This window comes from Mesorhizobium sp. B263B2A (assembly GCF_020165775.1).
GTDB classification, from domain to species: Bacteria; Pseudomonadota; Alphaproteobacteria; order Rhizobiales; family Rhizobiaceae; genus Mesorhizobium; species Mesorhizobium opportunistum.
Genome location: NZ_JAIUIU010000015.1, coordinates 100,332 through 116,834, shown reverse-complemented (window position 1 = coordinate 116,834; position 16,503 = coordinate 100,332). Strand labels below are relative to the sequence as shown.

General features: G+C 62.4%; 16 protein-coding genes. 5 read left to right on the top strand and 11 right to left on the bottom strand.

Annotated features, from left to right (window positions below; genetic code table 11):
- Positions 1-12: 12 nt before the first annotated feature.
- The gene (locus tag LB568_RS22325; protein ID WP_224731229.1) at positions 13-1,200 is read right to left on the bottom strand and encodes a glycine C-acetyltransferase; all 1,188 of its coding nucleotides are present in this window, start codon (positions 1,198-1,200) and stop codon (positions 13-15) included.
- 330 nt (positions 1,201-1,530) lie between these two features.
- Here LB568_RS22325 and LB568_RS22320 point away from each other — a divergent pair, with 330 nt between their 5' ends.
- Positions 1,531-3,603: a putative bifunctional diguanylate cyclase/phosphodiesterase gene (locus LB568_RS22320; RefSeq protein ID WP_224731228.1), complete on the top strand. Its 2,073-nt coding sequence runs from the start codon at positions 1,531-1,533 to the stop codon at positions 3,601-3,603.
- A 110-nt stretch (positions 3,604-3,713) separates the two neighbouring features.
- The gene (locus LB568_RS22315; protein ID WP_224731227.1) at positions 3,714-4,418 is read left to right on the top strand and encodes a polysaccharide deacetylase family protein; all 705 of its coding nucleotides are present in this window, start codon (positions 3,714-3,716) and stop codon (positions 4,416-4,418) included.
- Here the strand turns inward: LB568_RS22315 and LB568_RS22310 are convergent.
- The 3 genes from LB568_RS22310 to LB568_RS22300 all read right to left on the bottom strand — a co-directional run bounded on the left by LB568_RS22310 (position 4,406) and on the right by LB568_RS22300 (position 5,575).
- Complete coding sequence (locus LB568_RS22310; protein WP_140571547.1) at positions 4,406-4,855, bottom strand: type II toxin-antitoxin system VapC family toxin; 450 nt, start codon at positions 4,853-4,855, stop codon at positions 4,406-4,408. The two genes, LB568_RS22315 and LB568_RS22310, sit on opposite strands and share 13 nt — an antisense overlap.
- A gap of 8 nt (positions 4,856-4,863) precedes the next feature.
- Positions 4,864-5,106 carry a type II toxin-antitoxin system Phd/YefM family antitoxin gene (locus LB568_RS22305; RefSeq protein WP_140571549.1) on the bottom strand — a complete coding sequence of 81 codons (243 nt, stop codon included), beginning with the start codon at positions 5,104-5,106 and terminating at the stop codon, positions 4,864-4,866.
- 70 nt (positions 5,107-5,176) lie between these two features.
- The gene (locus LB568_RS22300; protein WP_224731226.1) at positions 5,177-5,575 is read right to left on the bottom strand and encodes a MarR family winged helix-turn-helix transcriptional regulator; all 399 of its coding nucleotides are present in this window, start codon (positions 5,573-5,575) and stop codon (positions 5,177-5,179) included.
- A gap of 143 nt (positions 5,576-5,718) precedes the next feature.
- Here LB568_RS22300 and LB568_RS22295 point away from each other — a divergent pair, with 143 nt between their 5' ends.
- Positions 5,719-6,126 (top strand): hypothetical protein, encoded by a 408-nt coding sequence (locus LB568_RS22295; RefSeq protein ID WP_140571551.1) that lies wholly within the window; start codon positions 5,719-5,721, stop codon positions 6,124-6,126.
- A gap of 141 nt (positions 6,127-6,267) precedes the next feature.
- Here the strand turns inward: LB568_RS22295 and LB568_RS22290 are convergent, their stop codons facing one another.
- On the bottom strand, positions 6,268-8,313 hold the full coding sequence (locus LB568_RS22290) for an FAD-dependent oxidoreductase (protein WP_224731225.1): 2,046 nt from the start codon (positions 8,311-8,313) through the stop codon (positions 6,268-6,270).
- Positions 8,314-8,452: 139 nt separating this feature from the next.
- Here LB568_RS22290 and queF point away from each other — a divergent pair, with 139 nt between their 5' ends.
- Positions 8,453-8,914, top strand: coding sequence for a preQ(1) synthase (gene queF / locus LB568_RS22285; RefSeq protein WP_013896095.1), 462 nt, complete (start codon positions 8,453-8,455; stop codon positions 8,912-8,914).
- Positions 8,915-8,922: 8 nt separating this feature from the next.
- On the opposite strand, the gene LB568_RS22280 is transcribed toward queF, so the two are convergent.
- From LB568_RS22280 to LB568_RS22255, 6 genes are all read right to left on the bottom strand, one after another.
- Complete coding sequence (locus LB568_RS22280; RefSeq protein ID WP_224731224.1) at positions 8,923-9,546, bottom strand: hypothetical protein; 624 nt, start codon at positions 9,544-9,546, stop codon at positions 8,923-8,925.
- A gap of 4 nt (positions 9,547-9,550) precedes the next feature.
- On the bottom strand, positions 9,551-10,045 hold the full coding sequence (locus LB568_RS22275; RefSeq protein WP_224731223.1) for a DUF3828 domain-containing protein: 495 nt from the start codon (positions 10,043-10,045) through the stop codon (positions 9,551-9,553).
- Between the two features lie 173 nt (positions 10,046-10,218).
- Positions 10,219-11,328 carry a mandelate racemase/muconate lactonizing enzyme family protein gene (locus LB568_RS22270; RefSeq protein ID WP_224731222.1) on the bottom strand — a complete coding sequence of 370 codons (1,110 nt, stop codon included), beginning with the start codon at positions 11,326-11,328 and terminating at the stop codon, positions 10,219-10,221.
- A 128-nt stretch (positions 11,329-11,456) separates the two neighbouring features.
- Complete coding sequence (locus LB568_RS22265; protein ID WP_224731221.1) at positions 11,457-12,149, bottom strand: corrinoid protein; 693 nt, start codon at positions 12,147-12,149, stop codon at positions 11,457-11,459.
- A gap of 99 nt (positions 12,150-12,248) precedes the next feature.
- Positions 12,249-13,898, bottom strand: coding sequence for an ABC transporter substrate-binding protein (locus LB568_RS22260; RefSeq protein WP_224731220.1), 1,650 nt, complete (start codon positions 13,896-13,898; stop codon positions 12,249-12,251).
- Between the two features lie 43 nt (positions 13,899-13,941).
- Entirely contained in the window at positions 13,942-15,492 is a 1,551-nt protein-coding gene (locus tag LB568_RS22255) for a trimethylamine methyltransferase family protein (protein WP_140571563.1), read from the bottom strand.
- Between the two features lie 92 nt (positions 15,493-15,584).
- Between LB568_RS22255 and LB568_RS22250 the strand changes: the two genes are divergently transcribed.
- The gene (locus LB568_RS22250) at positions 15,585-16,487 is read left to right on the top strand and encodes a LysR substrate-binding domain-containing protein (RefSeq protein WP_023766521.1); all 903 of its coding nucleotides are present in this window, start codon (positions 15,585-15,587) and stop codon (positions 16,485-16,487) included.
- The last annotated feature ends 16 nt before the right edge of the window (positions 16,488-16,503 follow it).

Here is a 16,503-nt window from a genome sequence, read left to right as displayed (position 1 = left end):
GGCGCCAATCGCTCATCCAATCACGCCCAATTCCCTGCCGACCGCGCCAAATGCCTCCACCGCACGATCGATGTCGGCAGTGGAATGCGCCGCCGACATCTGGGTGCGGATGCGCGCCTGGCCTTTCGGCACCACCGGGAAGGAAAAGCCGATGACATAGATGCCGCGTTTCAGCATGCGCGCCGCCATCTCCTGCGCCAGGCTCGCATCGCCCAGCATCACCGGAATGATCGGATGGTCGGCTCCGGCCAAGGTGAAGCCGAGCTTGCCCATCTCAGACCTGAACCGCGCCGCATTGGCATAGAGGCGCTGGCGCAAGGCGTCGCCATTGCGGATCAGGTCGAACACCCTGATCGAAGCACCGGCGATCGCCGGCATCAGCGTGTTGGAGAAGAGATAGGGGCGCGAGCGCTGGCGCAGCCAGTCGACCACCTGGCTTTTGCCCGAGGTGTAGCCGCCCGACGCGCCGCCAAGCGCCTTGCCGAGCGTGCCGGTGATGATGTCGACCCTGCCCTCGACGCCGCAATGCTCGGGCGATCCACGGCCATTGTGGCCGACGAAGCCGACGGCATGGCTGTCGTCGACCATGACCATGGCGTCGTACTTGTCGGCGAGATCGCAGACACCCCTCAGATTGGCGATGATGCCGTCCATCGAAAACACGCCGTCGGTAGCGATCAGTCGGAAACGGCAATCCTTCGCTTCTTTCAGCCGCGCTTCGAGATCGGCCATGTCGTTGTTGGCGTAGCGGAAGCGTTTGGCCTTCGACAGCCTGACCCCGTCGATGATCGAGGCGTGATTCAGCGCATCCGAGATGATCGCGTCTTCCTCACCCAGCAGCGTCTCGAACAGGCCGCCATTGGCGTCGAAGCACGAGCCGTAGAGGATGGTGTCCTCCAGGCCGAGGAAGGATGAAATCGTCGCCTCGAGCTGCTTGTGCTCCTCCTGCGTGCCGCAGATGAAGCGCACCGAGGCCATGCCGTAGCCATAACGGTCGAGCGCCTGGCTGGCAGCGTCGCGCAGTTCGGCGCTGTCGGCGAGGCCGAGATAGTTGTTGGCGCAGAAATTAAGGACTTTCTCGCCGCCGACCTCGATCTGCGCCGACTGCATCGAGGAAATCACCCGCTCGGACTTGTAGAGACCGGCCGATTTGAGCCCTGCAAGCTCGTTGTCGATATGGGAGAGAAATGCTGCGGTCATGATCAGGCCTCGTTTGATGTGGGGCAGACTGTTGTCCCGCCCGCGCAAAAAATCCATCGCAAAAGCGACCGGGCCGGTGGTGGGCGGCATCAAATGAAACGTCATGGGTATCGCCCGAGCGTGCCCCACGAGGATCACACGGGTTGGCAACCGTTCAAATGCGGGTTGGCGGCGAAAGGAGCCGATAACCATTCCGCGATCTTTCCGCGTTTCCCCCGATCTTTCCGCGTTTCCCCCTTGCAGGCCGGCTGTCGATTTCCAGTCCTGTTAACGTTTGCGGTTCAATGATGCTCATACAGGAATCCGTTGGCGAGAGGGCCGCCCCCGAAAATGTCGCAGCAGCCGGTGCAAACCGTTTCAGGCAAGCTCATACTGCTGATCAAGGCCGGCTATTGGCTGGCGCTGTTGATCATCGCCGCCATGGTGGCAGCCTCTTTCGTCCTGCTGCAGCAGACGATGGCCACGCAGCAGCACAACCATACATTGCTCGATATCGTCGGCACGCAAAAAACCTTGTCGCAGCGCATCGTCTTCCTTGCCAGTGCAACGGGTGCCGCGTCGCTCGACAAGCAGCCGGCGCTGGTCAGCGCGCTCAAGCAGGCAACGACGGAGTTCGAGACCAACTACGATCTGCTGCTCGAGCAGACGGGGGCAAATCCGGAATCACCGGCCAAGCTCGATTCGAAGTCGATCGAGAGCGTACTCTTCGCCAAACCCTTCCATCTCGACTATTTCTCGGTTGGGCTGATCGCCAATGGCGACCGCCTGATCTCGGCCCTGGAATCGCAACTCAACAATCTCGACAATGGCGGCTACAAAGGCAGTGCCGAACGCGTCAACCTCGACATGTCGGTCGCCAACGCCACCTTGTCGGGCTATGCCGCGCTCGGCCAGCGTATCAGCGCCGAGGCCGACGAGCGCTCCGAAAAGCTGCTCTCCCTCCACCGCACGCTGTTCTACGCCACCCTCGGCGTCATCCTGCTGGTGGCGTTGTTCATCTTCAGGCCGATGTCCAACGCGATCCTGCGCAAGACGCGTGAACTGGTCGACGCGCGCAATTCGATGGCCTTCATCGCGGTTCATGACGGCCTGACCGGTCTGCACAACCGAACCTTCCTGACCGACCATTTCGAGACGCTGATCAAGGGCGCGCATCGGCGGCGCGAGCGCCTTGCCGTGGTCCAGCTCGATCTCGACCGTTTCAAGCAGATCAACGATACGCTTGGCCATGCCGCCGGCGACTATGTCCTGGTCATCACGGCACAGCGCATGCGTGATTCCTGCCGGGCGTCGGATCTGTGCGCGCGGCTCGGTGGCGACGAATTCGTGATGATCCTCAACGGCGCCGGCAGCACCGAAGACATCAACATGCTGGCACGGCGCATCCTGGCGCACATCAACGAGCCGATCATTTTCCAGGGCACGACCATTCTTCCCGGCGCCAGCGCTGGCATTGCCGTCTATCCGATAGACGCCGACAACGCGCAGGATCTTTTGGTTCACGCCGATCTGGCGCTCTATTCGGCCAAAAAGATGGGAGGCGGCAACTTCTCGTTCTTCTCGGAGGAGCTGCGCCGCGAACTCGACTATCGCAAGCAACTCGAACACGACATCAAGGTCGCCATCTCCGAAAAGGCGTTCCAGGTCTATTTCCAGCCGCAGGTTTCGCTGACCACCGGCACGATCAGCGGCATCGAAGCCCTGGTGCGCTGGAACCATGCCGAACGCGGCATGATCTCGCCCGGCGAATTCATTCCGGTTGCGGAGAAATGCGGCTTCATGCCGGAGATCGGCCGCATCGTGATCAGCAAGGCGATCAACGAAGCCGCCGAATGGAACCGCGCCGGGATCGCCTTCGGGCGCCTTGCCGTCAACGTTTCGGGCACCGAGTTGCGCGAGCATGATTTCGACGCGTTCCTGTTCGGGACGCTGGAAAAGGCCGGACTGCCGCCGCAGAAACTGTCGCTGGAAATCGTCGAATCCGTCATTCTGGACGATGAGAAGACAGGTATCGCGGCAAAGCTGCGTCACATCAGGGCGGCCGGCATCCATCTGGAACTCGATGATTTCGGCACCGGCTATGCTTCGCTGAGCCACGTCAATCCGAACGAGATCGACCGGCTCAAGATCGATCGCCGCTTCGTCCAGAACATCCACGAGAACGGCGACAACTCCAAGATCGTGCGCGCCATCACCGAGCTTGCCCGCGGCCTCGGCATCTCGATCGTCGCCGAAGGCGCCGAAACCGAAGCCGAACTCGACTCGCTGATGGCGATCGGTTGCGACCAGGTGCAAGGCTATTCCATCGCCTTCCCGATGCCGCAGGACAAGGCGCTCGAGTGGCTGACCGCCCGCATGCCGAAGAAGGCAAAGCTGACGGTGCTGCAAGGCAGCCTAGCGTAGGCACCCGCGCGGTCCGCCTTGACACCGGCCATGGACATGGCGGCCTGTCGCAACCCAAACGGATGCCGCGACTTATGACACTTTTCCGGTTTGTCCTCGCGGCCGTGTTGATGTCCACGTTGCCGGCTCATGGGGCGGATCGCACCATCTATCTCACCTTCGACGACGGTCCGCTCAGCGGCACCGGCAACATCCTCGACGTGTTGCAGGCGAGCCAGGTTCCGGCAACGTTGTTCATGGTCGGCATGCACGCCGAGGCCAGTGCGTCCAACAAGATGCTGGTGCGGCGCGCCAAGACGATGCCACTGGTGACGATCGGCAACCACAGCTACAGCCACGCCTACAATCACTACCGGCACTTCTATGGCGATACGGAAGGCGTCGTCGCCGACATGCTCAAGGCGAACGCCGTGCTCGGCCTGAAGCCCGCGGTGCATGCGCGCCTGCCGGGGCGCGATGTGTTCCGGCTGCCCTCGATGTCAAAGGACGACAACTCGCTCGGGCCCGCACAAGCCGGCCGCGAGGATCCCGACTACGAGTTCGTCGCGGCTTCCGGCTTCTATCTCTATGGCTGGGACCACGAATGGGTGCACAAGGACAGCGGTGAGCCGGTACAGAGCGTCGACCATCTGGTCAGCGAGATCGATCATCTGTTCGGCTATGGTCATTTCGCCAGACCCGGCAAGCTGATCCTGTTGATGCATGACGAGATGTTCCAAGACCGCTTCGATGGCAAGACGAAGCTGACCAACCTGATCGCCGCGCTGAAGCTGCGCCACTATGCCTTTGGAACGATCCCGACCTATGACGACTGAGTGGATAAGATAGGCAAATTCTTCAGCGGATTGAGCATCGGCACCCCAAGTGGCGCGAAATGACGCTCGTTGTCAGTCAAGATCGTCAAACCATGGACCTCGGCAGTGGCAGCAATCGCTATGTCTTCAAATCCGGGCCGGTGTGCCCTCGCGCGATCCAGGATCAGTCCTGCGGCATGTGCGGCACGCAAATCGAAGGGGAGCACTCTTTCTCCATAAAGGTGCTGGACCGCTTGCCACCAACCACGCAATGATTTTGCCTTTGTTGTCGCACCCTCACGTTCGGCCTTGGCTATTCCGGCAGCAACCTCGGATGCGGTGACAACGGACAGGAACAGATGGTCACTCGCCTGATCAAGCCATGTAGCCAAGGCTTGCCGAGCGGCTCTCTTCGAGGGAGCCATTGCCGAGATGATATTGGTGTCCAGCAGAAACATCGACTGCGTTACAACTCGACCTTGCGAGCCCGTTTGCGGGGCCGAGGCGCAATATCGTCAAGGTCACCGGGAAAGGCCGCCAACAATTGTCCAAAACTTGGCACGCGCGAGAGCCTTTCGTAGTCTTCAAAAGACAGAATGACAGCCTGCTTGCGTCCGTGACGGGTGATGACGGCGGGTGTTCCGGCGATGGCTTGATCGACCACCGCGGAAAGTGTTGCCTTGGCATCCTTCAACTGAATCTCGCGCATGGCTTACCCCAAAGTGACTAGAGTAGTCATATAGCAAGGCGACTCGGATAAAACAAGGCTGTCGACCGACCTAGCCCTCCACATTGTCTCGCAACACCGCCAGCACCTGCGCGAACTCCGCCAGCCGCTCGTCGGACAATCCCACCCGCAGCCGCTTGTCGAAAACAAGCGCGGCCTTACGTAGTGTTTCGAACATCGCTTCTCCCGCCTCAGTCAGTTCGACCAGATGGACCCGGCGGTTGACGGGATCGCGGCGGCGCGTCAGCAGGCCCTGCGCCTCCATGGCGTTGAGATGGTGGGTCAGCGTCGCGCCCTGGATGCCTATCATGCCGGCAAGTTCGCGTTGATTGGCAAGCTTGCTCGACTTGACCGACAGCAGCGTGAGCCAGACCGGCAAGGTGCCGCCCGCTTCGACCAAGGCAGCGTCGAAGGCTTGGGCGACAAGCTTGGCGGTGCGGCCGAGATTCATGCCGACTGGCGGGCGTTCAAAGGGCGTCATTGCCGGACACTAGACGGTGTTTTCCAAGGATGGAACTGGCTCATTTTATACATTGACATCGAACAGTTCGATATCTAATCATTACCTTTAGCAAGTGAGAGAGGAGAGATGGCATGCAATATGTCTACATCGTCGTCATCGGTCTTCACGTCATGGCAGGCGTATTCTGGGCGGGCACGACCATCGCGGTCGGCCGTGACCCGGACATCCGCGCGGAACGGTTTTTCCGGCCGCAAATGGGCGCTGCCGGCCTGGTTTTCCTGACCGGCATACTGCTCTGGTATTTCTTCCATGAGGGCGCTTTCGGCTCGATGGAGAAGGTGCTGGCACTGGGGATCGTGACGGCCCTGATTGCCGCCGGCGTGCAGGGCGCGCTGGTAGGCTCTGCCAGCAGGCAGCTTGCCGGCGCTGACGCGGCAACGGAAAGCCGGTTGCGCACGAAGATGACAAGAGGCGAGCGCATCGCCGGAGGCCTGCTGGCGCTGACCGTGCTGTGCATGGCCACCGCCAGAATGTTCTGAGCGCCGCCACGCCGCAACCCTCACAGCATCGTGCGTTGTCTGGCAACGAGCCAATGACGTGCGGGCGCGCGGATCGAGCCGGAATACACGGGCTCTCGTATGCCAGCCCGGCCGCGCGCCATCAATTTTCGCGGCGAGATTTCAGATCCGCAAACCGAACCTGATCCCGTCATAGATGGCGGCATGGATGTTGCGCGAGGCGACCGCGTCGCCGATGCGCAACAGCACGAAGCCGGCTTCGTGGTTGCGTGCCGGAAAAATGTCGCCGCCGCTGACCAGGCGTTCGTAGTCGACCGCGCCGCCATTCTTCGACAGCGGCCTCAAGGCCAGGTAGAGATCATCGAGCGGCGCGGTGCCGTGCTCGACCACCACCTGGTCGACCCGCCGTTCACCGCGCCAGCCGTCGGCGAAGTCCGAAGCGAGTTCGGCGACCAGTTGATTGCCCTCGCGCCGCACCGAGCGCAGGCGCGTGTTGATAGTGATGGTGGCGCCCTTTTCCTGGAACGCGCGCATGTACGGCACATGGTTCATGCCGCCCATTTCGGGCGCGAAAAAACGCTCGGGCGAAACCAGTTCCAGCCGTGCGCCGCTGTTGACGATCAGTTCGGCGGCACCCATGCCCTGATGGCCGCCATTGTCGTCATAGAGCAAGACATTCTCGGCCGGCTTGACGCTGCCGGCCATGATATCCCAGCTTGAGGTGACGAGATTGTCGCCCGCCGCCAGCGGCGGGTTCTGCGGCAAGCCGCCGGTGGCGACAATGACCACATCGGGCGCCAGCGCCAGGACGTCGTCCTTCTCGGCCCAGGTATCGTAGCGGATCTCGACGCCGAGCCGATCAAGCTCTGCCAGCCGCCAGTCGATGATGCCGATCAATTCCTTTCGGCGCGGATTCTGGGTGGCCAGACGCACCTGGCCGCCGGCCTGGCTCGATGCTTCAAGCACCGTCACCCGATGGCCGCGCTCGGCCGCCACCCGCGCCGCCTCAAGTCCGCCGGCGCCGGCGCCGACGACAACGACCTTTTTCTTCGCCCCTTCTGTCTTGACGATGATGTGCGGAATATCGGCCTCGCGGCCGGTCGCCGCATTGTGGATGCACAGCGCCTCGCCGCCCTCATAGATACGGTCGAGACAATAGGTGGCGCCGACGCAGGGGCGGATCTCGTGCTCGCGGCCTTCCATCACCTTCCTGATGATGTGCGGGTCGGCGATGTGGGCGCGGGTCATGCCGACCATGTCGAGTTTGCCTGTCGCGATCGCATGGCGCGCGGTGGCGACATCGGAGATGCGTGCCGCATGGAAAGTCGGGAACTTTGTCGCCGCCCTCACCTCGCCGGCGAAATCGAGATGCGGCGAAGATCGCATGCCGGTCACCGGAATGACCTTGGTCAATGCCGCGTCGCTTTCGATCGAACCGCGGATGATGTTGAGGAAATCGACCTTGCCGGAGCCGGCCAGACGCCTGGCGATCTCGACGCCCTCCTCCTTCGACAGGCCTTTCTCGAAATCCTCGTCGGCGACCATGCGGATGCCGACGACGAATGTCTCGCCGACCGCCGCCCGCACGGCATCGAGCACCATGTTGGTGAAGCGCAGGCGGTTATCGAGCGAGCCGCCATACTCGTCGTCGCGATGATTGGTGGCCGGCGACCAGAAGCCGTCCATCAGATGGCCGTATGACTCGAACTCGATACCGTCCAGGCCGGCCGCCTGGCAGCGCTGGGCGGCCGACGCATAGTCGGCAATGATGCGCTCGATGTCCCAGTCCTCGATGGTCTTGGGGAAAGCGCGGTGCGCCGGCTCGCGCACCGGCGAGGCCGACAGCACCGGCAGCCAGTCGGCCTTGTTCCAGCCGGTGCGGCGGCCGAGATGGGTGATCTGGATCATCACCTTGCAGTCATGCTCGTGGCAGGCGTTAGCAAGCTCGGCGAGCCACGGCACGATGCGGTCGTCATAGACATGCAGATTGCCGAAGGCTGCCGGACTGTCGCGCGAGACGATGGCCGAACCGGCGGTCATGGTCAGCGCCATGCCGCCTTTGGCCTTTTCGGCGTGATAAAGCCGGTAGCGCTGCTTCGGCATGCCGTCCTCGGAATACGCCGGCTCATGGCTGGTCGACATCACCCGGTTCTTCAGCGTCAGATGCTTGAGCTGGTAGGGCTGGAGAAGCGGGTCGTTGCTGGTCATCGTCTTCCTGCCGTTTCATATTGTGTTGGAGCAGCGGGAGCCGCTCCATTTCCTATTTAAGCGTCGGATTCGTCCGAAAACCGCTGCACACCTTTCGATCCGATGCTAATGAGCGCCGCAAACCAAGAAGGCTTTGCTCATGATCGATACCAAAACCCTCACTCAGCTCGGCGCCCACGTCGAGACGCCACAGAGCCCCGAACAAGCGGTCCTGGAGACCGTGCCGTACACGCGCGGCGACGGGCCGCCGGCGATCGTGCGCTTCACCTGCCCGGAATTCACCTCGCTGTGCCCGGTCACCGGGCAGCCGGATTTCGCCCATATCGTCATCGACTACGCACCCGATGCTGCCCTGGTGGAATCGAAGTCGCTGAAGCTGTTCATGACGTCGTTCCGCAACCACGGCGCCTTCCATGAAGACTGCACGGTGATGATCGGCCGTCGCATCGTGGCGGCAACCAAGCCGCTGTGGCTGCGCATCGGCGGCTACTGGTTCCCGCGCGGCGGCATTCCGATCGACGTATTCTGGCAGACCGGTGCGCCCCCTGAAGGCGCCTGGCTGCCGGATACCGGCGTGGCGCCCTATCGCGGGCGCGGCTAGCCGGCCCATCATTCGCACTGGTACTGGCTGAGCGCCCATTCGCCGGTCACCGACAACAGGTCCGATATCTTCCATTCGCCGCCGACCTTCTTGAATTTCCATTCAAGGCGATGTGGGTTGCCGGCGACGACGAAAGCGACGATGACCTTGGCCTGGTCGCCATTGATCGCCTCGAGCGTCTTCAGGCTCTTGTCGATCTCGTGCTTGTCGTAGTCGGCATTGTCCAATGCCATGTTGGGGTCGAGGCATTCGCCCTGCCCGGATTTGCGCAGCGCATCGCTCTTGTCGAGCACGGTTTTCGCCGGATCGATGAAATGGCTGCGCTGTGACGGATCGACCTCCAGATTGACCTGATCGTAGAACGGCCGCACCACCGCCGTCGGCGATCCCGGCTGGATGGGTGCCGCCGGTTCGCTTGGGGGCCAGGCAACGGGTGGCGTTGCCGGCTCCGCTGCCCCACCGGGCGCGGTTGCGGGCGGCGACCCGCTGTCGGCCGGCGCGGTGGCCTCCGGGGAGTTTGCGGGCGGAGCGTTTGCCGGCGGGGCGCCGAGCAGCCCTTGTGCGGCAGCGCCGCCTTGAACCACCGCCATCAGGCACATGGTCGACAGTGCCAGGAACGAGCGGCGGTCCATCACATCACTCCGGAGTTTGACCGGCCAGGCACTCCAACGCGCTGAGCGTCCAATCGCTGGTCTTCGAGGCGATGTCCGATATCTTCCACTTGCCGTCGATCTTCTTGAGCGACCAGACCATTTCGCGCTTGGCATCATCGCCTTCCGAAAACAGGCTGAATGACGCTGTGACCTCGGCATTGTCCCCATCGCGCTTCTCAGACAGCTTCAGCGTCTTGGCCACGGACTTCTGGTCGAAATCCTGCGCGTCGAGACCCGGATCGAAATCGATGCACGCGACCTGGTCCGGATTCTTTTTCGTCGCCTGATCGTTGAGATCGAACAGTTTCGTCACCGGCTCGGTGAAGCGATCCCGGTATTGCGCGTCGGCCTCGAACTTGACCTCCGGAACATAGAAGAATTTCACGGCGTCGGACGCCGGACCGGCCCAGGCTGCAGCAGGCAAGGCCGCGGCGGGCAAGGCGGTCGAAAGAGCGGCAAGGAGCACTGTCAGTCTCATGCAGAATCTCCGGCTTGTGATGACTTGCGGCAATCAATACCACGCATCCTGCATATCGGCTTTTTTGCGGCTCATGAAGTCCCTGGAGGCTGCCCAGGGCGCCCCGCCAGACGTCCTGGAAGGTTTGCAAAAGCACTTCCGCGGTCAACTGCCGACAATACATCATGGGATCCTCAGCCTCCGAAAGTCGCGACCGGCGCGTTGAGACGGGAGCGCTCAGGCCTGACACCGAGCCCCGGCGTCTGCGGCACGCGTATATGCCCGTTTTCGATGACGACGGGGTTTACGGGGTCGGTATGCCCTTCGATGTATTCCTGTGCGATCCAGGCGCCCTCGAAACGTCTCGGTTCGACGGTAGCCGCGAGGTGCACGCATGCCGCGGCGATGACGTCCCCGCCCCAGGCATCGTCGCAGCTGTGCGGAAGAGATCGTATGGCACAGAGATCTCGGACGGTGGCCATCTTGGTGAGGCCGCCAAGGCGGGTGACTTTCAACCCAAATCCGTCCGCGATACCCGAAGAAATTGCCCGCAAGACGGCATTCAAATCCTCGGTATTCTCATCGAGGTAGACTGGATGGGTAACGCGCCCCTTGAGGCTCGCGACCTCCTCCATGGTGTTGCAAGGCTGTTCGAACACAAACGGGATCGCCTGGCAAAGCCGGTCGATGTGCAGCGTCGCCGCGGCGGTGAGGCCACGATTGGCGTCGACAGCTATGCGGGCCTTGAAGCCGACCGCCTCCCATACTTTGTGTACGGTGGCGACGTCCTGCTCGAGATCGCGCCCGCCTATCTTGATCTGAAGCCGTGGGTATCCGGCCTTGACCTTGTCGGCGGCGATACGCGCCGTCTCGTCCGGCGCGCCGACAATCGTGGAATAATAGGACGGCACACGATCTGTGAGCGCACCGCCCAGAAGCGTCGAGACCGGAACGCCCAGCCGCTGGCCGGCGAGGTCGAGGAGCGCTATGTCCAAGGCCGCCTTGGCATAGTTGTGGCCATTCAGCCGCTCGTCCATTCTTTTCGCGAGACGGCGGATGGACGTCGTGTCCTCGCCCACCAGGCCAGGCGCCATTTCGGCAATTGCCGCTCTCGCGCCCAGGGCATGTTGGGGCTGATAGACAGGGCCGACCGGGCAAGTCTCGCCCCAGCCCGACAGCCCGTCCTCGGTGATCACTTCAACGAGCGTGCTGTCCAGATCCTGAACGGTACCGCTAGCCATCCGGTAGGCACCGCCTTTCACCGGAAGATGCACCTGATAGACTTTGATCGTTTCGATGCGCATGCCGACCTCAGCCCCCTTCGAGCCAAGCGATCCCGGCCATCTTGCCGTTCCTCTGCATGGCGGGCCAGTGCATCATGGGCCACTGCATGACGGCGCTCTCGGTCACAAACTTGTCCCGGCTGCCGTGCTCAGACCCGCACATTGTGCTTGCGCTTCATGAAATCCTTGGCGGTCTCGACCGCCACGGCGGCATCACGGCAATAGGCATCGGCGCCGACGGCCTTGCCGAATTCCTCGTTGAGCGGCGCGCCGCCGACCAGCACGACATAGTCGTCGCGGATGCCCTTTTCCTTCATCGTGTCGATGACGACCTTCATATAGGGCATGGTCGTGGTCAAAAGCGCCGACATGCCGATGATGTCGGGCTGATGCTGCTCGATGGCATCGAGATATTTCTCGACCGCGTTGTTGATGCCGAGGTCGATGACGTCGAAGCCGGCGCCCTCCATCATCATGCCGACCAGGTTCTTGCCGATGTCGTGGATGTCGCCCTTGACGGTGCCAATCACCATCTTGCCCTGCTTGGGCGCGCCGGTGGCGGCCAGCAGCGGCCGCAGGATGAACATGCCGGCCTTCATGGCATTGGCCGACAACAGCACTTCGGGAACGAACAGGATGCCGTCGCGAAAATCCTCGCCGACGATGCGCATGCCCTCGACCAGTGCCTCGGTCAGCACCTTGTAAGGCACCCAGCCGCGCTCGAGCAGGATCCGCGTGCCTTCCTCGATCTCTTCCTTCAGCCCGTCATAGAGATCGTCGTGCATCTGCTGCACCAACTCCTCGTCGGAAAGCTCGGAAAGGATGATCTCGTCGTCGGCCATTTTTTGCCTGCGTGAATTTGCATGTCAGTGATTTACGGGCCGCCGGCGCCTTTTGTGACAGGCGCCGGCAGCGTTTTCTTGCATGTCTCGGGAGTTATATCAGGCGTCCAGCCAGACGTTCTGGAAGTCCATTTCGTAGGTCTGGTGCATGCCGTAGTTCTTCACCTTCTTGCTCATGTGGCAGTAGAGCTTCTGCCAGAACGGCTGGATGATGACGCCGGAATCCTGCAGGATCTGCTCGACGTCCTTCATCACCTCCTTGCGCTGGGCGGGATCGGCCAGCGACAGCGCCTGCTTGAGCTTGGCGTCGAAGTCCGGGTTGGAATAGGCCGTCTCATTCCAGGCCTCGCCGGTGCGGTATCCCAGCGCCAGCACCTGCACGCCGAGCGGGCGCATGTACCAGATCGTCATCGAATAGGGATATTTCGTCCAATCGTTCCAGAAGGTCGAGCCCGGCAGCACCGTACGCTTCACCTTGATGCCGGCATCGCGCAGCTGGCCGGCGATCGCGTCGCCGGTGTTCTTCTGCCATTCGTCCTCGACGGTGATCAGCTCGTGCTCGAAGTCGGCCTGCCCGGCATCCGCCATCAGCTTCTTGGCGCCCGCCGCATCCCGTGTCTTCTTCGGCAGCGGATAGTATTCGGGATGGATCGGGGCGACGTGGTGGTTCTCGCCGACGGTGCCGCGTCCGGCATAGCCGAGCTGCATGACGGCATTGTTGTCGACTGCCATCTGCAGCGCATTGCGCACCCGCTGATCGTCATAGGGCTTGTGGGTTACGTTGGTGCGGGCAACCAGCGTGGTCGCCGTCGCGACCTCCGATTTCACCAGATCCATCTTGTCGAGGGCGTCTATGAAGTCGGCCGGCGTTTCGAAATCGAGGTCGATCTCGCCGGAATCGAAGGCATTCAGCGTGGCGTTGAAGTCGGTGCCGTAGTCGATGAACTCGACACTGTCGAGCGGTGCTTCGCCACCCCACCATTTGCCGTTCTCGCGGCGCTTGACCACCGCTTTCTGGCCGACCGCGTAGGAGACCAGTTCGAAAGCCCCGGTGCCAATTGGCTTGGTGGTCGGGTCGGCGCCATCCTTGTCGAAGTCGCGATGCACGACCAGTGCGGGATAGTCGGTGAAGCCCGGTATGATCGCAATGTCGGGCTCGTTGAGCTTCAGCTTGACCGTGTGGTCATCGACCTTGGTGATGGCGCCATCCTTCGCCTTGCCGGTCTTGGTGTCGATCAGCGCGCCGACGCGTGCCGCCATGGAATTGCCGGAAGCGCCCTTCTCGCACCAGCGGTTCAGATTGGAGACCACGTCGTCGGCGTTGAAGGCATCGCCATTGTTCCAGGTCACGCCCTTGCGCAGATGCAGCGTGTATTCGGTGGCATCGTCATTGACGTCCCAGCTTTCGAGCAGGACCGGCTCGAACGTGAACTGGTGGGTGTAGCGGACAAGCGGCTCGAGCCAGGTCCGGGTGACGTTTGCCATTTCCGTCCAGTCATAGGTGCGCGGGTCCTTCTGCGCCTTGACCGACATCGCGACATGCAGCGTCCCACCCTTTTTCGGTTCTTCCGCCAGGGCCTTTGTCGGCGCGGCAAGGCCGATCATGCCATAGGCGAAAGCCGTCGTGGCGCCGAAGGCGCTGGCCAACGCCAGGAATTCGCGCCGGTCCATGCGACCCGCGCGCGCGTCTTCCGCCATCGCCTCGATGGCCGCGGGGACCCGGTCGCTATTGCTTCTGAAAAGTGTCATTTCTTTCTCCCATTGGTTTGGTCGGTTCTTTGCCCGTTCTCTCTCAACTAACGCTGTCCGGCAGCTTTTCCTCGCGCCGGGCGATAAAATCCGCGAGACCCTCGGCGACACCCTCATCGAGCTTCGGCTCTTCATAGTCGGCGAGCATGTTGCGCGCTTTTTCGCGGCCGCGGGTGTCGTGGTCCTTCGCCCCTTCGGCCTTCCACTGTTCGAACGAATTGAAGTCCATGATCGAGGGCATGAAGAAAGCGGACTCGAAATGTTCGAGCGTATGCTGGGTGCCGAGGAAATGGCCCTGCGGCCCCACTTCGCGGATTGCCGCCATCGCTTCCTTGAAGTCGTCGAACGGCAGCCCGCCGGCATATTTATACCAGCCGATGAGCTGTTCGCAGTCGGTGGCGAATTTCGAATAGCCGCAGGTCAGCCCCGCCTCCAGCCATCCGGCGGAATGCCAGATGTAGTTGGCGCCGGCGAGGATGGCGGCGTGCATCAGCATGTTCGCCTCGTAGCCGGCCTGGGCGTCGTTGAGCTTCGAGCCGACATGGAAGCCGGAGGTGCGCCAAGGCAGCCGGTATTTCCTGGCCAGCGCGCCCATCAGGTACATCATCTGGGCCGCCTCCGGCGTGCCGCCCATCGGCGCCCCGGTCTTCATGTCGACCGTGACCATGAACTGTCCGTAGATCTGCGGCGAACCCGGACGCAAGAGCTGCGTGAAGGCGACGCCGGCCAGCGCTTCCGCATTGACCTGCGCGACCGCACCGACCGCGGAGGCCGAGGTCGAGGCGCCGCACAGCGCGAAGGGCGCCAGGATCAGCGGCTGGTTGTGGCGCGCATAGACCTTCATGGCGTCAAGCATGGTGGCGTCCCACACCAGCGGCGAATTGCAGTTGGTGATCGACACCAGGACGGGATTGTCGCGGACGAACTCGTCGCCGAACACGATGCCCGCCATCGCCATCGTGTCCTCGGCACGTTCCTTCGAGGTGACGATGCCCATGAACGGCTTGTCGGAATGCTTCAGCGCCGAATGGATGATGTGGAGGTGACGCTTCGGCACCGCAATTTCCATCGGCTCGCAGATGACCGAGCTCGACGAGTGCAGCGCCGGCGCCATGTAGGCGAGCTTGTGGAAATTGTTGAGGTCGGCGAGCGAGCCGTAACGCCTGTTGTTGTCGAGGTCGCGCACATAGGGTGCGCCATACATCGGCACGAAGATGGAGTTCTTGCCGCCGACGCGCACGGTACGCTCGGGGTTGCGGGCATTGAGGGTAAACTCCGATGGGACCTTGGAGACCAGTTCCATCAAGAGCGCACGGTCGATACGGACGCGCGTCTCGGTGACATCGGCTCCGGCGGCCTTCCACAGGGCGATCGCCTCATCGTCGCGGAACTCGCAGCCCACCTCTTCGAGGATCGAGAGCGATTCCTGGTGGATCAACTCCACCGCCTCGTCAGGGACCATCTGATAGGCGGGGATCTCGCGCACCAGCGTCGGGAACGACGTGACCGGAGCGCCTCGCAGCGCCTTGCGCCCCAGGCGGCCGCCACTTCTGCGGTTGGCGTGTTCGGTCATGGCAACGGCCGGTGCATTCATGGCAACTCATCCTCCAACAGCCCCGTCAACTTAGCGAGGCGAGATATAGCTGTGATGCTGGAAAATCCTGATCTCTTGTATAAACTCTCCTTATGCGAAGCCTGCGCCATCTCCTGCCCTCCGCCGGCAGCCTGATCGTCTTCGAGGCGGCCGGCCGGCTGTCGAGCTTTACCGCCGCCGGTCGCGAGCTCGGCATGACGCAGGCGGCCGTCTCCTACGCCGTGCGCGGGCTTGAGGAACAGCTCGGCGCCAAGCTCTTCCAGCGCCGCCACCGCCAGGTTCTCCTGACGGAAGCCGGCGAGCGCTTCCACGCCGACGTCTCGCTCGGGCTGTCGCATATCCGCAAGTCGGCGGAGGATCTGCGCCTGCAGGCGACCGGCGGCCATGTGACGCTCGCCGCCTCGACCGCCTTCGGCTCGTTCTGGATGATGCCGCGCCTGCAGCAGTTCCGCGACGAACTGCCGGGCGTCGATCTGCGCATCCAGACCGCCGACCGCGACCTCGACATCATCGCCGAGGGCATCCCGCTGGGCGTGCGCGGCGGCGTGCCGCGCGACTGGCCGGATTATCATTCGCTATCGCTTGCCGACGAGGAGATCTTCCCGGTTGCGGGCCCCAATTATCTGGCGAAGTTTGGGCTGCCGGAGACCGTCGCTGAACTTGCCATGCACCGGCTCATCCATCTGGAGGAGCCCTACCGCGAGGCCCCGAACTGGGACGAATGGTTCGCGTCAGCCGGAACCAGCCTGCGCAATGCCGAGCGCGGATTGCGCATCAATGACTATGCCCTGGTGATTCAGGCGGTCATGGAGGGCCAAGGCATATCGCTCGGCTGGCGTCATCTCGTCGAGCGCCTCGTGGCATCTGGGCTGTTGGTGCCCGTGACGGATCATGTGCTGAGGACCGGCATCGGATTCCACGTCATCTGGCCGAAGAACCGCGAACTCAGCGACAATGCCCGCAAGGTCAGGGATTGGCTGGTCGCGCAGGCATAGTTCGTTTGCTCAGTTC